This is a genomic window from Brevibacterium ihuae (assembly GCF_900184225.1).
Classification (GTDB): domain Bacteria; phylum Actinomycetota; class Actinomycetes; order Actinomycetales; family Brevibacteriaceae; genus Brevibacterium; species Brevibacterium ihuae.
In genome coordinates this window covers 20,015-45,230 of the sequence record NZ_FXWZ01000003.1, presented here as the reverse complement: position 1 = coordinate 45,230, position 25,216 = coordinate 20,015, and the positions used below count along the sequence as shown (strand labels likewise).

Sequence of the window (25,216 nt, the reverse complement as noted above, 5' to 3'; positions counted from 1 at the left end):
CTTCGTTAGACTGATGGACGGTCGATCACCCTGAGAGAAAGAAGGCCGATGACAGCGCACCTCGATCCGCGCGACGAGACCGCGGTCGCCGCAGCCGTCGACGCGGCGCTCGCCGCATTCGCCGCCGCCGACTCCCTCGACGCGCTCAAGACCGTCAAGATCGACCACATGGGCGATCGCTCCCCGCTCGCGCTGGCGAACCGGGAGATCGGGAAGCTCGACAAGTCCGAGAAGGCGCAGGCGGGCAAGCTCGTCGGCCAGTCCCGCGGCCGCATCAAGCAGGCGCACGACGCCCGGCTGGCCGAGCTCGAGGAGCAGCGCGAGGCCGAGGTCCTCGTCGCCGAGACCATCGACGTCACCCTGCCCTCGGCGCGCCGCGCCGCCGGCGCCCGCCACCCGCTCCAGCTCCTCCAGGAGCGCGTCGCCGACCACTTCGTCGCGCACGGCTGGGAGGTCGCCGAAGGCCCCGAGGTCGAGGCCGAGTGGCTCAACTTCGACTCCCTCAACTTCGGTCCCGACCACCCCGCGCGGCAGATGCAGGACACGTTCTTCGTCGACCCGGAGGCCGCCGCGCTCGTGCTGCGCACGCACACCTCGCCGGTCCAGTCGCGCTCGCTCCTCGAGCGCGGGGTGCCGCTCTACGTCGTGTGCCCGGGCAAGGTCTTCCGCACCGATGAGCTCGACGCGACCCACACCCCGGTCTTCCATCAGATCGAGGGCATCGCGATCGACCGCGGGCTCACCATGGCCCACCTCAAGGGCACGCTCGACGAGTTCGCCCGCGCGATGTTCGGCCCCGAGTCCCATACCCGGCTGCGCCCGAGCTTCTTCCCGTTCACCGAGCCGAGCGCGGAGATGGACTTCTGGTTCCCCAACAAGGTCGGGGGACCGGGCTGGATCGAGTGGGGCGGTTGCGGCATGGTGCACCCCAATGTGCTCCGCGCCGCCGGGATCGACCCCGACGAGTACCGGGGATTCGCGTTCGGCATGGGCATCGAGCGCACGCTCATGCTCCAGGAAGGGATCAACGACATGCACGACATGGTCGAGGGCGACCTCCGCTTCTCCGCACGGTTCGGGGTGAACGCCTGATGCGCGTCCCGCTCGAATGGCTCTCCGACTATGTCGACACCTCCGTCGTCGACGATCCGCACGTCCTCGCCGCGGACCTCGCCGGCATCGGGCTCGAGGAGGAGGACTTCTTCGGCCCCGCAGTGACCGGGCCGCTCGTCGTCGCCCGGGTGCTCGAGCTGACGAAGGAGGAGCACTCCAACGGCAAGACGATCAACTGGTGCCAGGTCGACACCGGTGAGGGCGAGCCCCGCGGAATCGTGTGCGGCGCCCACAACTTCGCTGCCGGCGACCTCGTCGTCGCGGCGCTGCCCGGGGCGGTGCTGCCCGGCGATTTCCGGATCGCCGCCCGGAAGACGTACGGCCACGTGTCCGACGGCATGATCTGCTCGCAGCGCGAGCTCGGCCTCGGCGACGACCACGACGGCATCATCGTGCTCACCGACCTCGGCCTCGACGGCGAACCGGGCGACGACGCGATCGCCCTGCTCGGACTCGACCGGGTGACCCTCGACGTCAACGTCACCCCCGACCGCGGCTACCAGCTCTCGATGCGCGGCATCGCCCGGGAGTACGCGATGCTCAAGGGCCAGACCTTCGAGGATCCGGCCCGGATCGCCACCGCGGCGCCCACCGCGGACGGCTTCGAGGTCGTGCTCGCCGACGACGGCCCGATCCACGGGATGCCGGGCTGCTCGCGCTTCACCGCGCTCATCGTCCGCGATCTCGACCCCACGCGGCCCACCCCGTTCTGGATGCGCCGCCGGCTCCTGGAGGCCGGGATGCGCCCGATCTCGCTCGCCGTCGACGTGACGAACTACGTCATGCTCGAGCTCGGGCAGCCGATCCATGCCTACGACCTCGACCTGCTCGGGCAGCGCATCGTCGTGCGCCGGGCACGGGCGGGGGAGACGCTCACGACGCTCGACGACGTCACCCGGAAGCTCGACGCCGAGGACCTCCTCATCACCGACGAGACCGACGGGACGAGCCGGATCATCGGCCTCGCCGGCGTCATGGGCGGTGCGGAGCTCGAGGTCACCGACGCGACCCGGGCCGTGCTCATCGAGGCCGCCCACTTCGATCAGGTGTCGATCGCGCGCACCGCGCGGCGCCACCGGCTCCCGAGCGAGGCCGCCCGCCGCTTCGAGCGCGGCGTCGACCCCGCCCTCGGCCCTGCGGCCGCCCGCCGCGTCGCCGACCTCCTCGTCGAGCTCGGCGGCGGTACCCTCGACCCGGCGACGACCGTCGTCGGCGAGGAGCCCGCACCCCGGGTCCTCGAGCTCCCTCTCGACCTCGCCGAGCGCACCGTCGGCGTCGCGTACTCCGCGGCGGAGACCGCCGGGCTGCTCGAGGCGATCGGCGCCGCGGTCGAGGTCTCCGGCGACACCGCCCGCGTCACCGTGCCGACGTGGCGCGGCGACCTCACGTCTCCCATCGACCTCGTCGAGGAGATCGCGCGGGCCGGCAGCTACGACCGCATCCCCTCGGTGCTGCCGCAGGCGCCCGGCGGGCGCGGCCTCAGCGCGGCGCAGCGCGCCCGGCGGCGGATCTCGAACCTGCTCGCCGGGCTCGGCTACACCGAGGTGCTCACCTATCCGTTCACCTCGGAGAAGCGCAGCGACGAGCTGCTCCTGCCGGAGGACGACGAGCGGCGCGGAGGCGTGCGGCTCGTCAACCCGATGGCCGACGACCAGCCGCTCATGCGCACCCATCTGCTCGCCACGCTCGTCGACGCGGTGTCGCGCAACCTCGGCCGCGGGTTCAAGGACGTCGCGGTGTTCGAGGCCGGCCTCGTCACCCTGCCGACCGGCGGATCCGCGACCGGTCTGCGGTTCGACCCCGGGTACCACCCGAGCGCCGACGAGCTCGCCGCGATCCGCGAGTCCGTCCCGCAGCAGCCGTACCACTACGCCGGGGTCGTCGCCGGTCGCGCCGAGCTCGCGGGCACGTGGGGTGCGGGGCGCCCGGTCGAAGCCGCCGACGTCATCGACACCGTGCGCCGGATCCTCGCCGCCCTCGGACTCGACGCCGCGGTGCGCGCCGCCCGCCGGGCGCCGTTCCATCCGGGACGGTGCGCGGAGTTCGTCCTCGCCGACGGATCCGTGCTCGGCCACGCCGGCGAGCTCCACCCCAAGGTCCTCGAGAACCTCGGGCTGCCGCGCCGCTCCGTCGCCTTCGAGATCGACCTCGACGCCCTGCTCCGCCAGGAGGACGAGCGCGCGTGGACCGGTGTGCTGTCCTCGTACCCGGTGTCCCGGCAGGACGTCGCGCTCGTCGTCGACGACGCGATCCCGGCCGCCGAGGTCGCCGCGGCCCTGCGCGCCGGCGCCGGCGCGGAGCTCGAGACACTCGAGGTGTTCGACGTCTACTCCGGCGACCAGGTGCCCGAGGGGCGGAAGTCGATCGCGTTCCGGATGACCTTCCGCGCCGCGGATCGCACGCTCACCGCGGACGAGGCCTCCGCCCTGCGCGAGGCGGCGACCGCCGTCGCGGCCGAGCGCACGGGCGCGGAGGTGAGGAGCTGAGATGACGGAGACCCCGCTCGTCCTCGTCACCGGCGGCAGCCGCGGCATCGGCCGGCACCTCGCGGAGGGCTTCGCCGCGGCGGGCCACCCGGTGCTCCTCACCGCGACCGACCGAGCGCGCGCGGAGTCCGCGGCCGCGGAGATCGCGGCCGGAACCGGCGGCCGGGTCGCCGGCGCGCCGCTCGACGTCGCCGACCCCGACTCCGTCGCCGCGCTGCTCGACCGGGTGACCGCGCTCGAGGCCGAGAGCGGCCGGCGCCTCAGGGTGCTCGTCAACAACGCCGGCGTCATCGAGTCGAGCGAGGGCCCCCTGTGGGAGGCCGATCCGGCCGACCTCGTGCGCGTGATCGAGACGAACACCATCGGTCCGCTGCTCGTCCTCCACCGCTTCGTCCCGCACCTGCTCGAGGTCGCCCGCGCAACCGGCGAGCCGGTGCGGATCATCGACCTCAACTCCGGGTCCGGCGCCGCCGGCACCCCGGCCTATGCCGCGTACTCCGCGTCGAAGGCCGCGCTGTTCCGGATCGCCGACTCCGTCGACCACTACGGGCGGGACGCAGGCCTGCGGATCTTCGAGATGTCGCCCGGCGTCATCGAGTCGGACATGACCCACGGCATGCCGATTCACGCGGCGCGGACCGGCGACGACTGGACCTCCCCGGCGGAGCTCGTCGACCTCGCCCTCGCGCTCGCCGCGGGCGGCCTCGACGCGTGGTCGGGCCGGTACGTGCGCGCCGGCGTCGACACCCCGGACGCGCTCGCCGCCCGCGCGGACGCGCTGGGGGAGCACACCCGCCGACTCCACCTCGACCCCCGCGACGCCTGAGGCGGACGGCTAAGCTGGGTCCGAACCGACCCGCCCGCCCGCGAACAGCCCGATTACGACAGGTGGTCCTGTGAACATCCTCTGGTCGATCCTGCTCGGTCTGCTCAACGCCGTCGTCGTCGGCGTGCTCGTCCGGCGCACGATCTCGGTGGGCACCGGGGCGCTCCGCAACACCGTCGTCTCCGTCGTCATCGGCATGTCCCTGTGGCCGATCACCCTCCAGGCCTACGAGATGTTCGGCATCTCGCAGGGCGGGGACATCCCGTGGATCGAGATGAGCTTCCCCGCCGTCATGGTGTTCCTCCTCGTGTTCGCCTGGCTCATCGTCGTCCAGATGGCGATCCTCCTCGCGATCGAGCTCGTCCTCCCCAGCGGCTCTTTCACCCACCTCCTCCGCTCCGCCACGCGCGTCCCGGTCTGGTACCGCCGGGTGAGCCGGCTTTCCCAGATCCAGCGGATCCTCCTCCGGTACGGGCTCGCACGGTACATGCGTCCGCGGATCCCGACGCTGCGCGTGTCCACCCGCGAGATCGCGAAGACCACCGCGGAGGCGTTCGCCGCCGCCGGGGTGACCTTCGTCAAGCTCGGGCAGTTCGTCGCCACCCGCGCCGACATGGTGCCGCCGGAGTTCGTCGAGGAGTTCTCGAAGCTCCAGTCCGACGTCCCCGCCGTGCCCTTCGAGGACATCCGCGTCGAGCTCGAATCCGCGTGGGGGCGCCCCGTCCACGAGGTGTTCGCCGAGTTCGACACCGTGCCGCTCGCCGCCGCCTCGGTCGCCCAGGTTTACCGCGCGGTCGCCTTCGACGGCACCGAGGTCGTCGTCAAAGTCCAGCGCCCCAAGCTGCGCCGGCAGGTGCGAGCGGACTCCGACATCGTCATGACGCTCGCCGAACGGCTCGAGCGCACCGCCGGCTGGGCGCGCTCGATCGGGGTCACCGCGATCGCCCGCGGCTTCCTCGAGACCCTGGCCGAGGAGCTCGACTACCGCGGCGAGCTGCGGCAGACCATCGCCCTGCGGAACGCGACGTCTCACCTCGAGGACTCGGTCGTGCGGATCCCGCAGGTCTATCCCGAGCTCAGCGGTGAGCGGGTCATCGTCCTCGAACGGATCCGCGGGGTCCCGCTGGCCAAGGCCGGCCCCGTGCTCGAGGGCCTGTCGGACATCGCGCGGGCAGACATCGCCCGCGACCTCTTCCTCATGGTCGCCCGCCAGGTGCTCATCAAGGGGATCTTCCACGCCGACCTGCACGCCGGCAACATCATGATCGACACCTCGGGCCGGGCCGGGCTCATCGACTTCGGCAGCGTCGGCCGGATCGATCGCCGCGACCGGCGCGACATCACCCTGCTCCTCCTCGCCTTCGAGCACCAGAACTCCGAGGCCGCGATGAACGCCGTGCTGGACATCTTCGGCACTCCCGTGGGCATCGACCTGCGGTCGATGCAGCGCGACATCGGCCAGATCATGCTCCAGTTCGAGGGCGGCATGCCCGCCGGCTCCTCGGCGCTGTTCGGGGAGCTCCTCGAGTTCGTCATGGCGCAGGGCTTCGAGATGCCGTCCGCCGTCGCGAACGCCTTCCGCGCCATCAGCACCCTCGAGGGCAGCCTGCGGATCCTCGACCCGTCCATCGATCTCCTCGACATGGTCCGCGAGCACGCGGACGAGCTCATGCGCGAATCCCGCGACCTCGCGGAGTCGGCGGAGAACCTCACCCTCTACGTCGGGTCGACGCTGCCGGTGCTCGCCAGCCTGCCGGTCGAGCTCAGCCGGGTGGTCAAGCACCTCCAGGACGGCACGCTCGACATCGGCACGAGCGGTCTCAACATCGACCTCATCAAGAACCTCGTGCGCTCGACGGTCGACCAGTTCATCCAGGTCATCATCGCCACCGCCTTCATCCTCGGCGGCGTGATGATGATGACGGCGGACTTCGGGCCGCCGCTCGCCCCGGACCTGCGCCTGTTCACGTACTTCGGCGCGTGGGTGCTCCTCGTCGGATTCGTGCTCTCCGCGGTCGTCCTCGCCCCGGCGCTGCGCGAGCGCAGATTCAGATAGCCGTCCCCTGCGGGCCCCGAGCGGCGAGGTCCTCCGCGTAGGCCCGGGCGACCCGGCCGATCTCCCGGCGGAGGAATACGACGTGGGGCAGGGCCGACATCGTCTGGCGGACGTGGAGAACGATCCGGCGCACGGGTGTGGGATCGAGGAGCGGGCGCACGACGAGCCCTGCGGGCAGGTCGAGCGTCGCGAGCAGCGGCAGCACGGTGACCCCCATTCCCGCCGCGACCATCGCGAGCACCCCGTGGTGGTCGTCGGCGCCGGCCGCATAGCGGAGGTCGAGCCCGGCCGCGCGGGCCGCCTCGTCGATGACCTCGCCGGACGGACTGCCCTGCACATGGAGGTCGACGAGCGCGTGCTCGGCGAGCTCGGCCATCCGCACCTCCGGGGCCTGCGCGAGCGGGTGGTCGGCCTCGGTGACGACGACGTACGCGTCGTCGAGGAGCTCGTCGCGATCGTGGCCGCGCATCCGCACCGGATCTGCGAGACCGGACTCCGCGCGCACCTCGATGTCGGCGAAGGCGCGCTCGCCGGGCGGTGCGGGCTCGTTGGCGAGGATCTCCATGTGGAGACCGGGGAAGCGGAGCTGGGCGGCGCGGAGGACATCGGGCAGCCACACCGTCGTCGCCGAGGAGAAGCTGCCGAGGGTGAGCCGCGTCGCCGGCCCCGCCGCGAGCCGGTCGACGAACGTCTGCAGGTCGGCCGCCCCGGCGAGGAGGGCCTCGGAGCGGGCGGCGAGCGCGTGCCCCGCCTCGGTGACGGCGATGCCGCGGCCGTCCCGGCGGTAGAGGGGGGCTGCGACCTCGCGCTGGAGCGCGATGATGTGCTGGCTCACCGTCGCGGGGGAGTTCCCGAGATTGCGCGCGGCCTGCTGCACGGAGCCGCTCGCGACGACCGCGCGCCACACCCGGAGGCGGTGGAGATTCTGCATGGAACGATCATAAGTCAGAACCGAACGATCATCAGGAACAGTCGGGTGGACGCGTATGGTCGCGGCGGTGCATCCTGGACCGGGCGCCCGCCGGACCGTGCGGGCGCTCTCCCATGACGAAAGGGCCCACAGCCATGCACGCAGGACGCACGGACGCATGACCGGCGCGGAGTTCATCGCCTTCCTCGGAGCGGCACTCATCCTCGCGGTGACGCCGGGGCCCGACACCTTCCTCACCATCCGCTACGGCGCGCAGTCGTTCCGCCGGGGGATCGTCTACGCCTCCGCGGCCGCGTGCGGCATCACCGTGTGGGCGATCCTCGCGCTGTCCGGGATCGCCGCCCTGCTCCAGAGCCATCCGACGGCGCGCACCGTCCTCGCGGTGTGCGGCGGCATCTACCTGACGTTCCTCGGCGTGCGCACCCTGTGGGGCGTCTGGACCGCGGAGCGCGCCCTCCGCTCCCGCACCGCCTCCGTCCGCGCGGTGCTCGTCGCAGCGGGCGGCGCCGGTGCCCAGGAGACCGCGGCGGCCTCGGGCGCCCCCGCTTCCGCTCCGGCCCTCGTGCCCGTGACGACGAGCGGTGAGGTCCATGCCGGGATCGCTGCTCCCGACGGCGAGGTCATCCTCGACCCCACCGACCCGTCCGTCGAGACCGCGACGAGCGGCCGCGGCGTCGACCGCCGCCGCTCGCCGTTCCCGGTCGGACTGCTCAGCAGCCTGACGAACCCGAAGACCGGGATGTTCTTCCTCGCGCTGTTCCCCGCGTTCCTCCCGAGCGAGCAGGGGGTCGGTCTCATCGCCGTCCTCGTCCTCACCATCGTCGCGGTGTTCGCGCTCTACTCCCTCCTCCTCGTCGCCACCGCCGCCGGGCTCGGCCGCCGGCTCGAGGGCAGGCGCGGCGCGCTCGCCATGGACCTCGTGTCCGGCGGGGTGCTCGTCCTCCTCGGACTCTCGATCCCGTTCCTCTGACGCGCCCGCGCGCGGAACGCGGAGAGGCCGGTCGGTGCACCTGCACCGATCGGCCTCTCGTCGCGTCCGCTCCCGGACCCCGGTGGATTCGGGACTGGCTCAGGGCAGGAGGACGACCTTGCCGGTGGTCTTGCGCCCCTCGAGTGCGCGGTGGGCCTCGGCGGCCTCGGCGAGCGGGAAGGTCGACCCGACCCGGAAGTCGAGCCAGCCGTTCTCCAGGCCGTCGAAGAGCATCGCCGAGCGCTCGGCGAGCTCCTCGGGGTTCGTGACGAACCACTGGAGCGACGGCCGGGACAGGAAGATCCCGCCGGAGGAGTTGAGCCGCTGGATGTCGAAGGGCGGCACGGCACCGGAGGCCGCACCGAACAGCACCATCGAGCCGCGCACTTTCAGGGAGGCGAGCGAGGCGTCGAAGGTGTCCTTCCCGACGCCGTCGTAGGCGACGTCGACGCCGGCGCCGTCGGTGAGCTCGCGGACCCGTGCGGCGATGTCGACGCCCTCGCCGTAGAGGAACACCTCGTCGGCCCCGGCGGCCCGGGCGAGCTCCGCCTTCTCCTCGGTGCCCACCGTGCCGATGACCCGACCGCCGAGGTGCCCGATGATCTGGGTGAGGAGCAGGCCCACCCCGCCGGCGGCGGCGTGGACGAGCGCGGTCTGGCCGGGCTCGATCCGGTGCGAGCCCGTCGCGAGGTACTGCGCGGTGAGTCCCTGGAGCGGGATCGCGGCCGCGGCCTCGGCGGACACTCCGTCCGGCACCCGCATGACCATGTCCGCGCGGACGGCGACCTTCTCCGCATAGGAGCCGGGCGCATCGTGCCAGGCGACCCGGTCGCCGGGGGAGAACCCGGGGACGCCCTCGCCGACGGCCTCGACCGTCCCGGCGCCCTCGACGCCGACGATGTGCGGGAACTCCATCGGGTACATCCCCGAGCGGCGGTAGGTGTCGATGAAGTTGATGCCGGCGGCCTCGACGGCGACGAGCAGCTCACCGGGACCCGCGGTGGGGTCCGGCAGCTCGACGTATTCGAGGACCTCGGGTCCGCCCTTGCGGGTGGCGTGGACAGCGTGCATGGGAGTGCCTCCTCTCCCGCGACCGCGGCGGCCGCAGGCAACGGCATGAATAAATACCGTATGCAATGTATCGTTATGCATATGTCGGGTTTCACTGTCGCCGTCTCAGGGGCCACCGGGTACGCCGGGGGCGAGGTCCTGCGCCTCCTGAGCGGGCATCCAGACCTTCACGTTACAACCGTGTGCGGCCATTCGACAGCGGGATCGCGGCTCGGCGAGCACCAGCCGCACCTCGTCGCCTATGCCGACATGACCGTGGAGGAATCGACCGCCGAGGTCCTCGCCGGACACGACGTCGTCGTCCTCGCCCTGCCGCACGGTGCCTCCGGCGCGATCGCCGCCGCGCTCGCCGAGTCCTCGCCGGACACCCTCATCGTCGATCTCGCCGCCGACCACCGCCTCGAATCCGCGGCCGCCTGGGAGCAGTTCTACGGCTCCGCGCACCCGGGCACGTGGACGTACGGGCTGCCCGAGCTCCTTCGCGCCGGCGGCGGGCGACAGCGCGAGCTCCTCCGCGACACCCGCCGCATCGCGGTCCCTGGCTGCAACGTCACCGCCGTGACGCTCGGCCTCCAGCCGCTGCTCGCCGCCGGCCTCATCGACCCCGGGCGGCTCACCGCAGTGCTCGCCAACGGGGTGTCCGGCGCGGGCAAGGCGCTCAAGCCCCACCTGCTCGCCGCCGAGGTGCTCGGCGACGCGTCCCCGTACGGCACCGCCGGCACCCACCGGCACGTCCCGGAGATCGAGCAGAACCTCGCCGGGGTGCTCGGCCAGCCGGCCGTCGGCTCCGACGTCCGGATCTCCTTCACCCCGACCCTCGTCCCGATGTCCCGCGGGATCCTCGCGACCCTGAGCGCGCCGCTCACCGCGGAGGCGAGCACCGAGGACGTCCGCGCGGTCATCGCGGAGACCTACGCCGCGGAGCGTTTCGTCCGCCTCCTCCCGGAGGGACAGTGGCCGCACACCGCGGCGACGACCGGGGCGAACACCGCGCACCTCCAGACGGCCGTCGACTCCCGCGCCGGCACCGTGCTCGTGTCCGTCGCGCTCGACAACCTCGTGCGCGGCACCGCCGGCCAGGCGCTCCAGTCCGCCCACCTCGCTCTCGGACTCGAGGAGTCCACCGCACTGCCCACCGAAGGAGTCGCCCCATGAGCGTGACGTACCCCCGCGGTTTCGCCGCCGCCGGTTCGACCGCCGGGCTCAAGCCCAGCGGCAAGCCCGACCTCTCCCTCGTCCACAACACCGGGGAGCACGACGCCGTCGCCGCCGTCTACACCTCCAACCGGTGCCGGGCGAACCCGGTCCTGTGGTCCCAGCAGGCCTCCGCCGACGGGCGCGCCCGCGCCGTCGTCCTCAACTCCGGGGGAGCGAACTGCTACACCGGCTCCTTCGGCTTCGAGACCACCCACGCCACCGCGGAGCGCACCGCCGAGCTCCTCGGCATCGACCCGCTCGACGTGCTCGTGTGCTCGACCGGTCTCATCGGCGTGGGCGGACAGGACTTCCGCGACCGGATCCTCACCGGCCTGCCCGCGCTCGCCGAGGCCGCGCAGGAGACTCCGGCCGGCGGCGCAGCCGCCGCCGAGGCGATCATGACCACCGACACCGTGCCGAAGACGACCGAGCGCGAGGGCACCGCCTACCGGATCGGCGGGATGGCCAAGGGCGCGGGCATGCTCGCTCCGGGGCTCGCGACGATGCTCGTCGTCATCACCACCGATGCGGTGCTCGACGCCGCTGAGCTCGACGAGGCGCTGCGCACCGCGACCGCGCGCACCTTCGACCGGCTCGACACCGACGGCTGCATGTCGACGAACGACACGGTGATCCTCATGAGCTCCGGAGCCTCCGGGCACCGTGCGGACCTCGGGGAGTTCACCGCGCTGCTCACCGACGCCTGCCAGGACCTCACCGAGCAGCTCCACGTCGACGCCGAGGGCGCTCACCATGACATCGTCATCACCACGCGCGGCGCCTTCTCCGAGGAGCAGGCGCTCGAGGTGTCGCGGGCGGTCGGCCGCTCGAACCTCTTCAAGGCCGCGGTCTTCGGGGAGGACCCCAACTGGGGCCGCGTCGTCGCGCAGGTCGGCACCACGGACGCGCAGTTCGAGCCCGATGCGATCGACGTGACGTTCAACGGCGTTCCGGTGTGCGTCGGTTCGGCCCCCGGCGCGGACCCGTCCCAGGTCCTGTTCGACCGCCGGGTCGTCGTCGAGATCGATCTCCACGCCGGCACCGCCGAGGGCACGATCCTCACCTCGGACCTCACCCACGACTACGTCGAAGAGAACAGCGCGTACTCGACATGACCCGCCATCACCCCACTCCCGCAGAGCGCCTCGTGCGCGCCCAGGCCAAGGCCGAGACCCTCACCGAGGCGCTGCCGTGGATCAAGACCTTCGCCGGTGCCACGATCGTCATCAAGTACGGCGGCAATGCGATGGTCTCGCACGAGCTCCAGCAGGCGTTCGCCGACGACATCGCGTTCCTCCGCTTCGCCGGGCTCCGGCCGATCGTCGTCCACGGCGGCGGTCCGCAGATCACCCGCATGCTCGAGCGCCTGCAGATCCCCAGCGAGTTCCGCGGGGGCCAGCGCGTCACCTCCCCGGAGGCCGCCGAGGTCATCCGCATGGTGCTCGCCGGGCAGGTGAACCGCGAGATCGTGTCGCGCATCAACATGAACGGCGACGCCGCGATCGGGCTCTCGGGGGAGGATGCCGACCTGCTGCTCGCGGTGCCGACGACCACGGTGGTCGACGGCGAGACCGTCGACCTCGGCCGGGTGGGCGACATCCGGAAGGTCAACACGCAGGTCCTCGACGAGCTCCTCGACGCCGGGCGGGTGCCGGTCATCTGCTCGATCGCCGCCGAGCTCGGGGGAGCGGCCGACACCCCGCTCAACGTCAACGCCGACCTCGCCGCCGCCGCGATCGCCCGGGAGATGCGCGCCGACAAGCTCCTCATGCTCACCGACGTGCCCGGCCTCTACCGCGACTGGCCGGACAAGGACAGCCTGATCTCGCAGATCACTCCCGACGAGCTGCGCGAGCTCCTGCCCCGCCTCGACGCCGGGATGATCCCCAAGATGACCGCGGCGCTCGACGCGGTCGACAGCGGGGTGCGCCAGGCGCACATCGTCGACGGCCGGATGGCGCACTCGATCCTCCTCGAGATCTTCACCACCCAGGGCATCGGCACGATGGTGCACGAGGCCGCCGGCAGCCCGCAGGCGACGATGCACGACGGCCACGACGGACCCGACACCCCCGAGGAGACCGCATGACGACCGGCTTCGATGCGGACTGGCGCACCCATCACTCGGCGGCGATCCTGCCCGCGCTCGGCCGCCCGCAGCGCCTCCTCGTGCGCGGCGAGGGTGTGCGCGTGTGGGACGAGTCCGGGAAGGAGTACCTCGATCTCCTCGGCGGGATCGCGGTGAACGCGCTCGGCCATGCCCATCCCGCCCTCGTCGAAGCGGTGTCCACCCAGGTCGCGACGCTCGGCCAGGTGTCGAACTACTTCGCCTCGCCGCCGCAGATCGCGCTCGCCGAGAAGCTCCTCTCCGTCGCCGGGGCCCCGGAGGGCTCCGCCGTCTACTTCTGCAACTCCGGCGCCGAGGCGAACGAGGCGGCGCTCAAGATGTCGCGGCGCGTGGCCGGCGGCGGCCGGTCGAAGATCGTCGCCGTCGACGGCGGCTTCCACGGCCGCACCATGGGGGCGCTCGCGATGACGAGCAAGGAGGCGTTCCGCGCTCCCTTCGCCCCGGGGGTGCCCGGTGTCGTCCACGTCCCCCACGGCGATGTCGGGGCGCTGCGCCGCGAGGTCGACGAGACCTGCGCGGCCGTCGTCGTCGAGCCGATCCAGGGCGAGGCCGGGGTGCGCCGCCATCCCGTCGGCTATCTCGCCGCCGCCCGCAAGGCGACCCGCGAGGCCGGCGCCCTCCTCGTGCTCGACGAGGTGCAGACCGGGATCGGGCGCTGCGGCTCCTGGTTCGCCTTCCAGGACCCCGAGCTCGGCGAGGGGATCGTCCCCGACGCCGTCACGTGCGCCAAGGGCCTCGGCGGCGGACTCCCGCTCGGCGCGGTCGTGACCTTCGGACGGGAGACCACCGGCCTGCTCGTGCCGGGCCAGCACGGCTCGACCTACAGCGGCAACCCGATCGCCACCGCCGCCGGGCTCGCGGTGCTCACCACGATCGAGTCCGCCGGGCTGCTCGCCCGGGTGCGCGAGCGCGGCGACCGGTTCGCCGCGCGGCTCGCCGCGCTCGACGGCGTGTCCGAGGTCTCCGGCGTCGGTCTGCTGCGCGCGGCCGAGCTCACGGCGGGGAACGCGAAGGCGGTCGCCGAGGCCGCGCTCGACGCCGGCTTCATCGTCAATCCGGTGACCGACACCCGGCTCCGCATCGCCCCGGCGCTCATCATCGACGACGCGGACCTCGACCGCTTCCTCGACGCCCTGCCCAGCATCCTCGACACCGCAGGAGGGACCGCATCATGACCCGCCACTTCCTCAAGGACAGCGACCTCAGCCCCGCCGAGCTCGGCGAGGTCCTCGATCTCGCCGACGCGCTCAAGGCCGACCCGTACTCCCGCCGCTCGCTCGCCGGCCCGCAGACCGTCGCCGTGATCTTCGACAAGACCTCGACGCGCACCCGGGTGTCCTTCTCCGCCGGCGTCGCCGCGCTCGGCGGCTCGCCGCTCATCATCAACCCCGGGGAGTCGCAGCTCGGGCACAAGGAGTCGATCGCCGACTCCGCCCGCGTCCTCGAGCGCATGGTCGCGGTGATCGTGTGGCGCACCTACGCGCAGTCCGGGCTCGAGGAGATGGCAGCCCACTCGCGGGTCCCGGTGGTCAACGCGCTGTCCGACGACTACCACCCGTGCCAGCTCCTCGCCGATCTCCAGACCATCCGCGAGCACCGGCACACCGGGTCCGGCAACGGGCTCTCGGGCCTCACGCTCGCCTACTTCGGCGACGGCGCGAACAACATGGCGCACTCCTATGCGCTCGCCGGGGCCAACGCCGGCATGCACGTGCGGATCGCCGCACCCTCCGGCTCCCACCCGGCGCCGGCCGTGCTCGCCGAGGCCGAGGCGCTCGCGGCGACCACCGGCGGCTCCGTCGTCGTGAAGACCGACCCGCGGGCCGCGGCGGCCGACGCCGATGTCCTCGTCACCGACACCTGGGTGTCGATGGGACAGGACGACGACGGGCGTTCGGGCGAGGATTCGCCGTTCGCCGCCTACCGGCTCGACGACGATCTCCACGCGCTGTCGAACGACGCCCTCGTCATGCACTGCCTGCCGGCCTACCGCGGGCAGGAGATCACCGCGGAGCTCCTCGACGGGCCGCACTCGGTGGTCTTCGACGAGGCGGAGAACCGGCTCCATGCCCAGAAGGCGCTCCTCACCTGGCTGCTGGAGCACTGAGATGGCCGCCGCCGCACCCTTCGACGAGGGCCACGCCGTCTCCCCGGCGACGAAGACCGCCCGCCAGCAGCTCATCGTCGATCTCATCCGGCGCGAGGCGATCACCTCGCAGTCCCAGCTCATGCAGCTGCTCGCGGCCCGCGGGATGTCCGTGACCCAGGCGACGCTCTCGCGCGACATGGCCGAGATCGGTGCGGTCAAGGTCCGCACCGCGGCCGGCTCGGCCTACGCCGTGCCCGGCGAGGGCGGGGACCGCAGCCTGCAGGCGGCCGCCGACGGCGAGGTCCTCGACGCCAAGCTCCCGCGGCTCCTCGAGGAGCTGCTCGTCAGCGTGACGAGCGCGGAGCAGCTCGTCGTGCTCCGCACCCCGCCGGGTGCGGCCCAGTACCTCGCCTCCGCGCTCGACCGCTCGGTGATCCCCGGAGTCCTCGGTACGATCGCAGGAGACGACACCGTGCTCGTGATCACCGGCGACGTGAGCCGGGGGGAGCAGCTCGCCGGGCTCCTCCTCACCCTGGCCGCCGACGGCGCCTGAGCCGATCCGCGGCACCCCCCGAACATCAGCACCGCAACGACACAAGGAGAACCCCATGACAGACCGCATCGTCCTCGCCTACTCCGGCGGGCTCGACACCTCCGTGGCCATCGGCTGGATCCACGAGGCCACCGGCGCCGAGGTCGTCGCGATGGCCGTCGACGTCGGACAGGGCGGCGAGGACCTCGAGACGATCCGCCAGCGCGCCCTCGACTGCGGCGCGGTCGAGGCCTACGTCGCCGACGCGCGCGACGAGTTCGCCGAGGAGTACTGCATGCCCGGCCTCAAGGCGAACACGCTCTACATGGACGCCTACCCCAACGTCTCGGCGCTCTCCCGCCCGGTCATCGTCAAGCACCTCGTCACCGCCGCCCGGAAGTTCGGCGCCACCACCGTGGCCCACGGCTGCACCGGCAAGGGCAACGACCAGGTGCGGTTCGAGGTCGGCATCACCTCGCTCGCCCCCGACATGAAATGCATCGCGCCCGTCCGCGACCTCGCGCTCACCCGCGAGAAGGCCATCGAGTACGCCGAGCGGAACAGCCTGCCGATCGTCACGACGAAGAACAACCCGTTCTCGATCGACCAGAACGTGTGGGGCCGCGCGGTGGAGACCGGGTTCCTCGAGGACATCTGGAACGGCCCGACGAAGGACGTCTACGACTACACCGACGACCCGGCCTTCCCGCCGCCGGTCGACGAGGTCACCATCACCTTCGAGAAGGGGATCCCGGTGAAGATCGACGGCCGGGCCGTCACCCCGCTCGAGGCGATCGAGCAGCTCAACCAGCGCGCCGGCGCCCAGGGCATCGGCCGGATCGACATCGTCGAGGACCGCCTCGTCGGCATCAAGAGCCGCGAGGTCTACGAGGCGCCGGGCGCGATGACCCTCATCGCCGCGCACCGCGAGCTCGAGAACGTCACCCTCGAGCGCGAGCAGGCCCGGTTCAAGAAGCTCGTCGACCAGCGGTGGACCGAGCTCGTGTACGACGGCCAGTGGTTCTCGCCGCTCAAGGACTCGCTCGACACGTTCATCGACGACACGCAGGAGTACGTGTCCGGCGACATCCGGATGGAGCTCCACGGCGGGCGCGCGACGGTCACCGGCCGGCGCTCGGAGTCGTCGCTCTACGACTTCAACCTCGCGACCTACGACGAGGGCGACACCTTCGACCAGTCCTCGGCCCGCGGGTTCATCGACATCTACGGGCTCGCCTCGAAGCAGGCTGCCGCGCGCGACCACCGCTTCGACAAGGGCATCCGCCTCTGACCCAGAGTGCAATTTCCGTAGGTTCCTGAGAGCGAAACCGCCGGAAATCGCAATCTCACCCGCAGGGCGCGGCCGCAGCATCGACCGCACCCTGCGCCACCCCCGGACCCGGCCGGGCCCCGTGCCCGGCCGGACCGCACCGACACCGACGAACGAGGGAACACCGTGTCCGATCGCATCAGCCTGTGGGGCGGCCGCTTCGCCGACGGCCCCGCCGAGGCCCTGGCCGCACTGAGCAAGTCCACCGACTTCGACTGGCGCCTCGCCGCCTACGACATCGCCGGGTCGCGGGCCCACGCCCGCGTCCTGCATCGTGCCGGACTCCTCGACGACGCTGAGCTCGACGGCATGCTCGCCGCTCTCGACACCCTCGAGGAGCGGGTCCTCGCGGGCGAGTTCGTCGCCGCCGAATCCGACGAGGACGTCCACTCCGCGCTCGAGCGGGGGCTCCTCGAGATCGCCGGCCCCGACCTCGGGGGCAAGCTGCGCGCCGGCCGCTCGCGCAACGACCAGATCGCCACCCTCGGCCGGATGTACCTCCGCGACAACGCCCGGATCATCGCCGGCTTCGTCCTCGACACCGTCGACGCGCTCATCGAGCAGGCGGCCGCCCACCGCGAGGTGCCGATGCCCGGCCGCACCCACCTCCAGCACGCCCAGCCGGTGCTCCTCGCCCACCACCTGCTCGCCCACGCGTGGCCGCTGCTGCGCGATGTCGAGCGGTTCGTCGACTTCGACCGCCGCGCCGCGGTGTCCCCGTACGGATCCGGCGCGCTCGCGGGGTCCTCGCTCGGCCTCGACCCGCAGGCCGTCGCCGCGGAGCTCGGCTTCGCCGACTCGGTGGAGAACTCGATCGACGGCACCGCGTCGCGCGACGTGTTCGCGGAGTTCGCGTTCGTCGCCGCGATGATCGGCGTCGATCTGTCCCGCCTGAGCGAGGAGATCATCCTCTGGGCGACGAAGGAGTTCTCGTTCATCACCCTCGACGACGCCTTCTCCACCGGCTCGTCGATCATGCCCCAGAAGAAGAATCCCGACGTCGCGGAGCTCACCCGCGGCAAGTCCGGGCGCCTCATCGGCGATCTCACCGGCCTGCTCGCCACCCTCAAGGCCATGCCGCTGGCGTACAACCGCGACCTGCAGGAGGACAAGGAGCCGGTCTTCGACGCCGCCGACACCCTGACCCTGCTGCTTCCGGCGTTCACCGGGATGGTCGCGACGCTGACCTTCAACACCGAGAAGATGGAGCACCTGGCGCCGCGCGGGTTCGCGCTCGCCACCGACATCGCCGAATGGCTCGTCCGCCAGGGCGTGCCCTTCCGCGTCGCCCACGAGCTGTCCGGTGCGGCGGTCAAGCTCGCCGAATCGCGCGACGTCGAGCTGTGGGACCTGAGCGACGAGGACTATGCGGGCATCTCGGAGCACCTCACCCCCGCCATGCGCGAGGTGCTCACCACCCACGGGTCGATCGACTCCCGGAACGCCAAGGGCGGCACCGCGCGCAGCGCCGTCGCCGAGCAGCTCGAGCGGGCGCGGGCGGAATCGGCCCGGCTCCGGGCCTTCGCGGACTCGACCGCCCGCTGAGGTCCGGCTCGCCCCGCACCCGTGCGCCCGCATCGCCGATCACGGCGGTGCGGGCGCATTGCGTTCCGCCCCGGACTCCTCGCCGTCCGCGGTGAAGCGCCGCGCGAACTCCGTCTCGGGCGCCGCGGCGATCTCCTCCCAGGCGCCGCTCTGCGCTACCCGCCCCGCCTCGAGGACGACGATGTGCGCGGCGAGCGCACGGACCTCGGCCGGATCGTGGGAGATCAGCAGTGCGGTGCGGCCGGCGAGCGCCTCGCCGAGGAGTGCGAGGACGCGCGCGGCTGAGGCGCCGTCGAGCTGGGCGAGCGGCTCGTCGAGGAGGAGCACGGCCGGGTCGGTGACGAGCGCCCGGGCGATCGCGGCGCGCTGCGCCTGACCTCCCGACAGCTCCGCTGGCCGGGCGCCGCCGAGGTCGCCGGCTCCCACGCGCTCGAGCATGTCCGCAGACCGGGCGCGCGCCCGGGCCCGCCCGACGCCGGCAGTCCGGAGTCCGAAGGCGACGTTGTCGAGCACGCTCATCGTGGGGAAGAGCAGCGGCTGCTGGACGAGCTGGACGATCCCGCGCTGATGCGGCGGCACCCATGTCCGCGACCCCGGATCGGTGTCGACGAGCACGCGCTCGCCCACCGCGACGCGGGCCGAGGCCGGCCGGAGGAACCCGGAGAGGACGGCGACGGTGCTCGACTTGCCGGCGCCGTTCGGACCGATGAGCGCCGTCGTCACCCCGGGCGGTGCGGCGAGGTCGACGTCGAGGCCGCGCTCGGGGAGCCGGGCGCGCAGGGAGATCGCGGGTGCCGCCTCCCGCGGTCCGGCTGCGCGGTGTGCGGTGCGCGTCATGTCCGCCTCCCCGGGCGGTACAGCAGGCCGACGACGAGCACCGCGATGACGACGAGGACGAGCGAGAGCGCGACGGCGGCATCCGGATCGGTCTCGCGCAGGAGGTAGATCTCGAGCGGCAGGGTCCGGGTGCGGCCCTGGAGCGAGCCGGCGAAGGTGATCGTCGCCCCGAACTCGCCGAGCGCCCGCGCGAAGCACAGCACGGTGCCCGACACGAGCGCGGGCCGGAGCAGGGGCAGGGTGACGCGGAGCAGTGCGAAACCGGGGGCGGCGCCGAGCCCCGCGGCGATGATCTCGTAGCGCTCGTCGTGGCTGCGGAGCGCGCCCTCGACGGTGAGGACGACGAACGGCAGCGCGACGAAGGCCTGCGCGAGGACGACCGCGACGGTGGAGAAGGCGATGGTGACCCCGAGCGTCTCGAGGCTGCGTCCGAGGAGCCCCATCCGCCCGAAGGTCGCGAGCAGTGCGATGCCCCCGACCACCGGGGGTAGGACGAGGGGGAGGAGCACCGCGGTGCGCACGGCGCGCCGGCCGGGGAACTCGGCGCGGGCGAGCACGAGCGCGAGCGGCACCCCGAGCACGAGGCACAGTGCGGTCGCCGCGGTCGAGGTGACGAGCGAGAGCCCGAGGGCGGCGAGCGCCGGCTCCGAGGTGACGAGCGCTGCGAAGCGGCCGAGGTCGGCGCGGAGGAGCAGCCCGATGAGGGGGAGGACGACGAGGACGGCCCCGATCCCCGCGGGGACGAGGAGCAGGCGCGGCAGCGCGATCCCGGAGCGCGTGCGCCGGCTCACGGCGGCCCGAATCCGGCCGCAGCGAATGCCCGGCGGCCCTGTTCCGAGGCGAGGAGGTCGACGAAGTCCTGCGCGGCCTCCGGCTCCGCGGCGTCGGCGACGACGGCTGCCGGGTAGCGGTTGACGGCCGCGGCGGACTCGGGGAATTCGACGATGTCGACGGCGTCCCCGGCCGCCCGGGCATCGGTGACGTAGACGAGGCCGGCGTCGGCCTCGCCCGAGGTGACCTTGCCGAGCACGTCGGTGACCTTCGACTCCTCGCTCACCGGCGCGAGCGCGACGCCCGCGATGTCGAGGACGGTGTGGCTCGCCGCGCCGCACGGCACCTGCGGCGCGCACACGACGACGGACAGCTCGGGTGCCGCGAGGTCGGCGAGCCCGGTGACCCCGGCGGCAGCGCCGGGTGCGGTGACGATCGTCAGGGTGTTCGTCGCGATGATCGGGGGATCGGCGGGGACGAGACCGGCGTCGACGAGCGGGGCGAGGGTCGGCTCATCGGCGAGCGCGACGACGTCCGCCGGAGCCCCCTCCGCGATCTGGGCGACGAGGTCGCTCGACCCGGCGAGGCCGAGGTCGACCGCGATCCCCGGGTGCGCGGCTTCGAACTCCCGGGCGAGGGCGGTCAGCGGATCGGTGAGCGAGGCGGCGGCGAACACCGTGAGAGTCCGGTCGGCCGCTCCCGGGCCCGTGCCGCACGCGGTGAGCACGAGGACGGCCGCCGCGGCGAGAAGGAACCGGAGCCGGAGCACGGGAGACCTCCTCGGACGGGATGACGGGCCGTCCGATCATCATATGCGGAAGGAGTGCGTCAGAACCACCGCAGATGCGGAGTGGGGAGCGGAGTTCAGGGTCGCGGCGTCTCGACGACGACGTGGGTGGCCTTGACGGAGGCGGTGGCGACATCGCCGGGCCGGAGGCCGAGCTCCTCGACCGACTCCCGCGACAGCAGGGAGACCACGCGGTGCGGCCCGGCCTGGATGTCGACCTGTGCCATGACCCCGTCGACCTCGACCCGGGTGACGAGTCCGACGAACCGGTTGCGCGCCGAGGAGCCGTGGGTCTCCGGCACCGGCGGGCGCGTCGCCTCCTCCCGCGCCACACGGGCGAGCTCGACGCCGGGGATCACCGATCGCCCGGCGTCGTCCTTCTCCGCCGGGAGGCGTCCGGCCGCGACCCACCGGCGGACCGTGTCGTCGCTCACCCCGAGGAAGGCCGCCGCCTGTGAGATCCGCAGCTGCGTCATCGTCGCTCTCCCATCCGCTGTCCGCCCGGGCCTGTGCACCGGAGTGGTCCTCAGCCTAGCTGTACTGACCGGATACGTTGATCGATCAGTGATTCCTCTCCGCGAGCCCCCGCTTCATCGACTCTAGACAGATGCAATCTAGATAGATACTGTCTAGGTATGGAACTGCCGAAGGGTGTGGAGTGGGCTGCGCATGCGCTGGTCGTGTTGGAAGTGGCCGCGGATCGAGCCGTGTCGAGCGTGGGCTTGGCTCGAGTGTTCGACCTGTCGCCGAGCTACTTGAACAAGCACCTGCAGAAGCTCGCCGCTGCAGGGATCGTCACCTCGACTGCCGGCGCCACGGGCGGATTCCGCCTCGCGCGACCCGCCGCGGATGTGAGCCTCGGTGACGTGGTTGCTGCCCTCGGTAGCGCGACGCCGTTGTTCCAGTGCAGCGAGATCCGCTGCCAAGGAGCGTTCGCGGACCAGAAGCAGCGGATCCTTGCCTCCGGGCTGTGCTCGATCAACCAAGCCATGTTGCGCGCCGAGGATGCGTGGCGCTCATCCCTCACGGAGACCTCTATCGCCGACCTGGCCGATGGCCTGGATGACAACACCCGTACCCGCATGCTCCGCGCCACCGGGCTGGAGCCAGACACCGACAAGGACCTCTCATGAAGATCGCCATCATCGGCGCCACCGGAACCGCCGGTCGCGCCACCACCCACGCCGCCCATCAGGCAGGCCACCAGGTCACCGAACTGTCCCGCGCCACGGGAGTCGACCTGCACACCGGCGCGGGGCTCGTCGAGGCGCTGCGAGGTGCTGATGCCGTGATCGACACCTCCAACCCATTCCCCACCAACCCCGACACCGACTTGGTCGACACCTTCCGACAGACCACCACCCGCGTCGTCGAGGCCTGCCGACAGGCTGGGGTGAGCCGGCTGGTGCATCTGTCGATCTGCAACATCGACAACCCCGCGTTCGATGAGTTCGACTACTACCTCGCCAAGCGCGCCCAGGAACAGGTCCTCGCGACCAGCGGTCTTGAACATGTAGTGGTTCGCTCGGCGCAGTGGATGGAGTTCGCCCTCAACCCTGGCGCCGTCACTCAGAACGAGAACGAGGTACAGGTCGAGGACTGGCTCGTGCAGCCAATCGCCGTCGATGAAGTTGCCCGCATCCTGGTCGAATCCGTCAGCGGGGCGGTACGCGACCGTCAGGTTGCCGGCCCCGAACAGATCCGCCTACCCGACCTGACCCGAGCACTCCTGGCCACCCGCAACGACCAGCGCCCAGTGATCGCCACCACCCCGAGCCTTCCGGCCCTGGCCGATGGCGTCTTACTTGCCCCTACCGGAGCGGAACTCGTGGGCCCCGACGTCACTGCCTGGACCCAGACCCAAGTCCCTATGGCCTGATTGGTCACCACACCACACCACTGCGAACAGGGGCCGGCCATTGCCGGCCCCTGTTCGCGTATCACGGGAGATCCCATGACTCACGCAAACGCCGCACTCACACCCCGTCACCGCTTGAAGGTGGCCCAGCTTGTCGTGGAGGATGGCTGGCCGATCAGCGAGGTTGCCGCCCGATTTCAGGTCTCTTGGCCCACCGTCAAGCGCTGGGTTGATCGCTACCGCGCCGGGGAGCCCATGCATGACCGTTCGTCCAAGCCGCGCCACTCCCCGAATAGAACTGCTCCGAAGGTCGTTAAGCGCTGTGTCAGCCTCCGCATGCGGCTCCGCGAGGGGCCCGTGCAGCTGGCCTGTCGTTTGGAAATTGCCCCGTCTACAGTCCATCGGATCTTGACTACGTGTCACCTCAACCGCTTGACGCATGTTGATCGGGCCACTGGAGAACCCATCCGGCGCTATGAACACGAGCGTCCCGGGTCCCTGGTCCACGTCGATGTGAAGAAGGTCGGCAACATCCCCGACGGCGGAGGCTGGCACTTCGTTGGCCGCCGTCAGGGCGACAAGAACCGCGCTGCGACGCCCGGCAAGCCCAAGAGCAAGTGGCATAACCCAAAGATGGGGCACGCGTTCATTCACTCCGTCATCGACGACTACTCTCGCGTCGTCTATTCCGAAATCCACGACGATGAGACCGCGCTCACCGCCGCAGCCGTCCTCATTCGGGCCACCGACTGGTTCAATCAACGAGGCGTGGCCGTCGAGCGTGTCCTGTCGGACAACGGGGCGGCCTACAAGTCTCGCTTGTGGCACCAGACCTGTGACCAGCTCGGCGTCACGGTGAAGAAGACCCGCCCCTACCGCCCCCAGACGAACGGAAAGATCGAGCGATTCCACCGCACTCTCGCCGACGGCTGGGCCTATGCCCGCTGCTACACATCCGAAGCTGAACGTCGCGATGCTCTCGAGGGCTGGCTGCACTACTACAACCACCACCGGCCGCACACGGCCTGCGGCAACCAGCCGCCGCTCTCACGATTGACCAACGTCCCCGGTCAGTACACCTAGCGCCGGAGGGCCGCACCGCCCCGGGAGTACAGTGGGATCCGTGTGATCAGCCGCCCCCGGACGGAGGAGGACCCCGCCATGACCCCGGACCGCACCGCTGCTCCCGACCGCGCGATCGACTCGCACGACGACGCCCGTCGCGACGGCGGGCTCACCCACGTCCGGGCCGACGGCTCGGCCCACATGGTCGACGTGTCGGACAAGGCGGTGACCCGCCGGCAGGCCACGGCCGAGGCCGTCCTGCTCAGCCGCCCGGAGGTCGTCGCCCGGATCCTCGACGGCGAGCTGCCCAAGGGCGACGCCCTCGCCGTCGCCCGGGTCGCCGGGATCATGGCCGCCAAGCGCACCCCCGATCTCGTGCCGCTGTGCCATCCGCTGCCGATCAGCGGCGTCACCGTCGACTTCATCGGGGTGCCCGGTGCGGAGGAGGCGACCGGCCGACACGCCGCGCCCGAACCCGGCGACCGGGCCGCCGGCATCCGCATCACCGCGACCGTGCGGACCACGGGCGTCACGGGCGTGGAGATGGAGGCGCTCACCGCGGCCTCGGTCGCGGCCCTCACCCTCTACGACATGATCAAGGCCCTCGACCGGGCGGCGGAGATCTCCGCGGTGCGGGTCGTCTCCAAGTCCGGGGGCGCGTCGGGGGAGTGGACGCGCCCGTGAGCGCGTCACGTCGACACCTCGGCGGCCGGTCCGGACAGGGGGAGCGGCCGTGGCGCGGGTGACCGTCCGCACGCGGGTCCACCGGTTCGACGCCGGAGGCGAGGTCTTCGCCCGGGCCGACAAGCTCGCGGGCGAGGAGCCGCTCGAGATCCGCCTCGACGGAGCGGAGTTCGCCGTCGCGATGCGGACTCCGGGCCACGACGTCGAGCTCGTCCACGGACTCCTCCTCGCCGAGGGGATCATCACCGGTCGCGAGGACGTCGTCGAGATCGATTTCGCCTCGGGTCTCGACCCCGACGGCAGCCGCAACTACAACGTCGCCCGGGTGCGCCTCGCCGATGCCGCGCGCGGGCGGCGGGCGCCGGTCGCGCGCCAGGTCTACACGTCCTCGGCGTGCGGGATCTGCGGCACCGCCTCGCTCGAGGCGGTCCGGAAGGTCTCCTCCCACCCCGTCGCGCACCCCGAGCACAGCCCTCTCATCGCGCCGGCCGCGCTCCTGCGCCTGCCCGACCGCCTGCGCGCCGAGCAGTCCCAGTTCGAGGCCACCGGAGGGGTCCACGCAGCCGCCCTGTTCCGCGTTCCCGAGGACGCGTCGGATCCGGAGCTCCTCGTCGTCCGGGAGGACGTCGGACGCCACAACGCGGTCGACAAGGTCATCGGCCGGGCGCTCGCCGAGGACCGCCTGCCGCTTCGCCGCACGATCCTCCAGGTGTCGGGCCGCGCCTCGTTCGAGCTCGTGCAGAAGGCCGCGATGGCCGGCATCCCCGTGCTGTCCGCGGTGAGCGCACCCTCGTCCCTCGCCGTCGACCTCGGCCGGGAGGAGCACATCACCGTCGTCGGGTTCAACCGGGGACGGACGTGCAACGTCTACTCCCATCCGGAGCGCATCGCCGGCGCGGCCGCCGAGCGCTGAGGAGCGGCGCCCGCGGTCGGCCGCTCG

General features: G+C 72.0%; 24 protein-coding genes. 18 read left to right on the top strand and 6 right to left on the bottom strand.

Features of this window, described 5'->3' with window-relative positions; genetic code table 11:
* Window positions 1–48: 48 nt before the first annotated feature.
* The 4 genes from pheS (at window position 49) to C1A17_RS05525 (ending at window position 6,481) form a co-directional block, all read left to right on the top strand.
* Window positions 49–1,092 carry a phenylalanine--tRNA ligase subunit alpha gene (gene pheS, locus C1A17_RS05540; protein ID WP_101651653.1) on the top strand — a complete coding sequence of 348 codons (1,044 nt, stop codon included), beginning with the start codon at window positions 49–51 and terminating at the stop codon, window positions 1,090–1,092.
* A complete protein-coding gene (gene pheT / locus C1A17_RS05535) occupies window positions 1,092–3,599 on the top strand; it encodes a phenylalanine--tRNA ligase subunit beta (protein WP_101651652.1) in 2,508 nt (835 codons plus the stop codon). Before pheS ends, pheT begins: the two co-directional genes overlap by 1 nt.
* 1 nt (window position 3,600) lies before the next feature.
* Window positions 3,601–4,425, top strand: coding sequence for an SDR family oxidoreductase (locus C1A17_RS05530; RefSeq protein WP_101651650.1), 825 nt, complete (start codon window positions 3,601–3,603; stop codon window positions 4,423–4,425).
* Window positions 4,426–4,495: 70 nt separating this feature from the next.
* Window positions 4,496–6,481, top strand: a complete 1,986-nt coding sequence (locus tag C1A17_RS05525; protein WP_101651646.1) for an ABC1 kinase family protein — start codon at window positions 4,496–4,498, stop codon at window positions 6,479–6,481.
* Here C1A17_RS05525 and C1A17_RS05520 read toward each other — a convergent pair.
* Entirely contained in the window at window positions 6,474–7,412 is a 939-nt protein-coding gene (locus C1A17_RS05520) for a LysR family transcriptional regulator (RefSeq protein WP_180953231.1), read from the bottom strand. The genes C1A17_RS05525 and C1A17_RS05520 overlap by 8 nt on opposite strands.
* 157 nt (window positions 7,413–7,569) lie before the next feature.
* Between C1A17_RS05520 and C1A17_RS05515 the strand changes: the two genes are divergently transcribed.
* Window positions 7,570–8,382: a LysE family translocator gene (locus tag C1A17_RS05515; protein ID WP_180953230.1), complete on the top strand. Its 813-nt coding sequence runs from the start codon at window positions 7,570–7,572 to the stop codon at window positions 8,380–8,382.
* A 99-nt stretch (window positions 8,383–8,481) separates the two neighbouring features.
* Here the strand turns inward: C1A17_RS05515 and C1A17_RS05510 are convergent, their stop codons facing one another.
* The gene (locus C1A17_RS05510) at window positions 8,482–9,453 is read right to left on the bottom strand and encodes a quinone oxidoreductase family protein (RefSeq protein WP_101651640.1); all 972 of its coding nucleotides are present in this window, start codon (window positions 9,451–9,453) and stop codon (window positions 8,482–8,484) included.
* Between the two features lie 81 nt (window positions 9,454–9,534).
* On the opposite strand from C1A17_RS05510, the gene argC reads away from it, so the two are divergent.
* The 8 genes from argC to argH all read left to right on the top strand — a co-directional run bounded on the left by argC (window position 9,535) and on the right by argH (window position 18,274).
* Window positions 9,535–10,608: an N-acetyl-gamma-glutamyl-phosphate reductase gene (argC, locus tag C1A17_RS05505; protein WP_101651638.1), complete on the top strand. Its 1,074-nt coding sequence runs from the start codon at window positions 9,535–9,537 to the stop codon at window positions 10,606–10,608.
* Window positions 10,605–11,765 (top strand): bifunctional glutamate N-acetyltransferase/amino-acid acetyltransferase ArgJ, encoded by a 1,161-nt coding sequence (argJ, locus tag C1A17_RS05500; RefSeq protein ID WP_101651636.1) that lies wholly within the window; start codon window positions 10,605–10,607, stop codon window positions 11,763–11,765. The genes argC and argJ overlap by 4 nt, the downstream gene beginning before the upstream one ends.
* Window positions 11,762–12,739, top strand: a complete 978-nt coding sequence (argB, locus tag C1A17_RS05495) for an acetylglutamate kinase (RefSeq protein WP_101651634.1) — start codon at window positions 11,762–11,764, stop codon at window positions 12,737–12,739. The genes argJ and argB overlap by 4 nt, the downstream gene beginning before the upstream one ends.
* The gene (locus C1A17_RS05490; RefSeq protein WP_101651632.1) at window positions 12,736–13,953 is read left to right on the top strand and encodes an acetylornithine transaminase; all 1,218 of its coding nucleotides are present in this window, start codon (window positions 12,736–12,738) and stop codon (window positions 13,951–13,953) included. Before argB ends, C1A17_RS05490 begins: the two co-directional genes overlap by 4 nt.
* Window positions 13,950–14,885: an ornithine carbamoyltransferase gene (gene argF / locus C1A17_RS05485; protein ID WP_101651630.1), complete on the top strand. Its 936-nt coding sequence runs from the start codon at window positions 13,950–13,952 to the stop codon at window positions 14,883–14,885. The genes C1A17_RS05490 and argF overlap by 4 nt, the downstream gene beginning before the upstream one ends.
* 1 nt (window position 14,886) lies before the next feature.
* Window positions 14,887–15,420, top strand: coding sequence for an arginine repressor (argR, locus tag C1A17_RS05480; protein WP_101651628.1), 534 nt, complete (start codon window positions 14,887–14,889; stop codon window positions 15,418–15,420).
* A gap of 55 nt (window positions 15,421–15,475) precedes the next feature.
* The gene (locus C1A17_RS05475) at window positions 15,476–16,690 is read left to right on the top strand and encodes an argininosuccinate synthase (RefSeq protein WP_101651626.1); all 1,215 of its coding nucleotides are present in this window, start codon (window positions 15,476–15,478) and stop codon (window positions 16,688–16,690) included.
* A gap of 165 nt (window positions 16,691–16,855) precedes the next feature.
* Window positions 16,856–18,274, top strand: coding sequence for an argininosuccinate lyase (gene argH, locus C1A17_RS05470; RefSeq protein ID WP_101651624.1), 1,419 nt, complete (start codon window positions 16,856–16,858; stop codon window positions 18,272–18,274).
* A gap of 39 nt (window positions 18,275–18,313) precedes the next feature.
* Here argH and C1A17_RS05465 read toward each other — a convergent pair whose 3' ends face one another.
* The 4 genes from C1A17_RS05465 to C1A17_RS05450 all read right to left on the bottom strand — a co-directional run bounded on the left by C1A17_RS05465 (window position 18,314) and on the right by C1A17_RS05450 (window position 21,145).
* The gene (locus C1A17_RS05465) at window positions 18,314–19,111 is read right to left on the bottom strand and encodes an ATP-binding cassette domain-containing protein (RefSeq protein WP_101651622.1); all 798 of its coding nucleotides are present in this window, start codon (window positions 19,109–19,111) and stop codon (window positions 18,314–18,316) included.
* Window positions 19,108–19,902 carry an ABC transporter permease gene (locus C1A17_RS05460; RefSeq protein WP_101651620.1) on the bottom strand — a complete coding sequence of 265 codons (795 nt, stop codon included), beginning with the start codon at window positions 19,900–19,902 and terminating at the stop codon, window positions 19,108–19,110. Before C1A17_RS05460 ends, C1A17_RS05465 begins: the two co-directional genes overlap by 4 nt.
* Window positions 19,899–20,651 carry a molybdate ABC transporter substrate-binding protein gene (gene modA, locus C1A17_RS05455; protein WP_101651618.1) on the bottom strand — a complete coding sequence of 251 codons (753 nt, stop codon included), beginning with the start codon at window positions 20,649–20,651 and terminating at the stop codon, window positions 19,899–19,901. The genes C1A17_RS05460 and modA overlap by 4 nt, the downstream gene beginning before the upstream one ends.
* A gap of 95 nt (window positions 20,652–20,746) precedes the next feature.
* Window positions 20,747–21,145 carry a TOBE domain-containing protein gene (locus tag C1A17_RS05450; RefSeq protein ID WP_101651616.1) on the bottom strand — a complete coding sequence of 133 codons (399 nt, stop codon included), beginning with the start codon at window positions 21,143–21,145 and terminating at the stop codon, window positions 20,747–20,749.
* A 159-nt stretch (window positions 21,146–21,304) separates the two neighbouring features.
* Between C1A17_RS05450 and C1A17_RS05445 the strand changes: the two genes are divergently transcribed.
* The 5 genes from C1A17_RS05445 (at window position 21,305) to fdhD (ending at window position 25,189) form a co-directional block, all read left to right on the top strand.
* Window positions 21,305–21,802 (top strand): RrF2 family transcriptional regulator, encoded by a 498-nt coding sequence (locus tag C1A17_RS05445; RefSeq protein WP_101651614.1) that lies wholly within the window; start codon window positions 21,305–21,307, stop codon window positions 21,800–21,802.
* Window positions 21,799–22,548 (top strand): SDR family oxidoreductase, encoded by a 750-nt coding sequence (locus C1A17_RS05440; RefSeq protein ID WP_101651612.1) that lies wholly within the window; start codon window positions 21,799–21,801, stop codon window positions 22,546–22,548. Before C1A17_RS05445 ends, C1A17_RS05440 begins: the two co-directional genes overlap by 4 nt.
* A 75-nt stretch (window positions 22,549–22,623) precedes the next feature.
* Window positions 22,624–23,610 carry an IS481 family transposase gene (locus C1A17_RS05435; RefSeq protein WP_101651610.1) on the top strand — a complete coding sequence of 329 codons (987 nt, stop codon included), beginning with the start codon at window positions 22,624–22,626 and terminating at the stop codon, window positions 23,608–23,610.
* A gap of 78 nt (window positions 23,611–23,688) precedes the next feature.
* Window positions 23,689–24,276 carry a cyclic pyranopterin monophosphate synthase MoaC gene (gene moaC / locus C1A17_RS05430; RefSeq protein ID WP_101651608.1) on the top strand — a complete coding sequence of 196 codons (588 nt, stop codon included), beginning with the start codon at window positions 23,689–23,691 and terminating at the stop codon, window positions 24,274–24,276.
* 49 nt (window positions 24,277–24,325) lie between these two features.
* Window positions 24,326–25,189, top strand: a complete 864-nt coding sequence (gene fdhD / locus C1A17_RS05425; protein WP_101651606.1) for a formate dehydrogenase accessory sulfurtransferase FdhD — start codon at window positions 24,326–24,328, stop codon at window positions 25,187–25,189.
* Window positions 25,190–25,216: the final 27 nt, after the last annotated feature.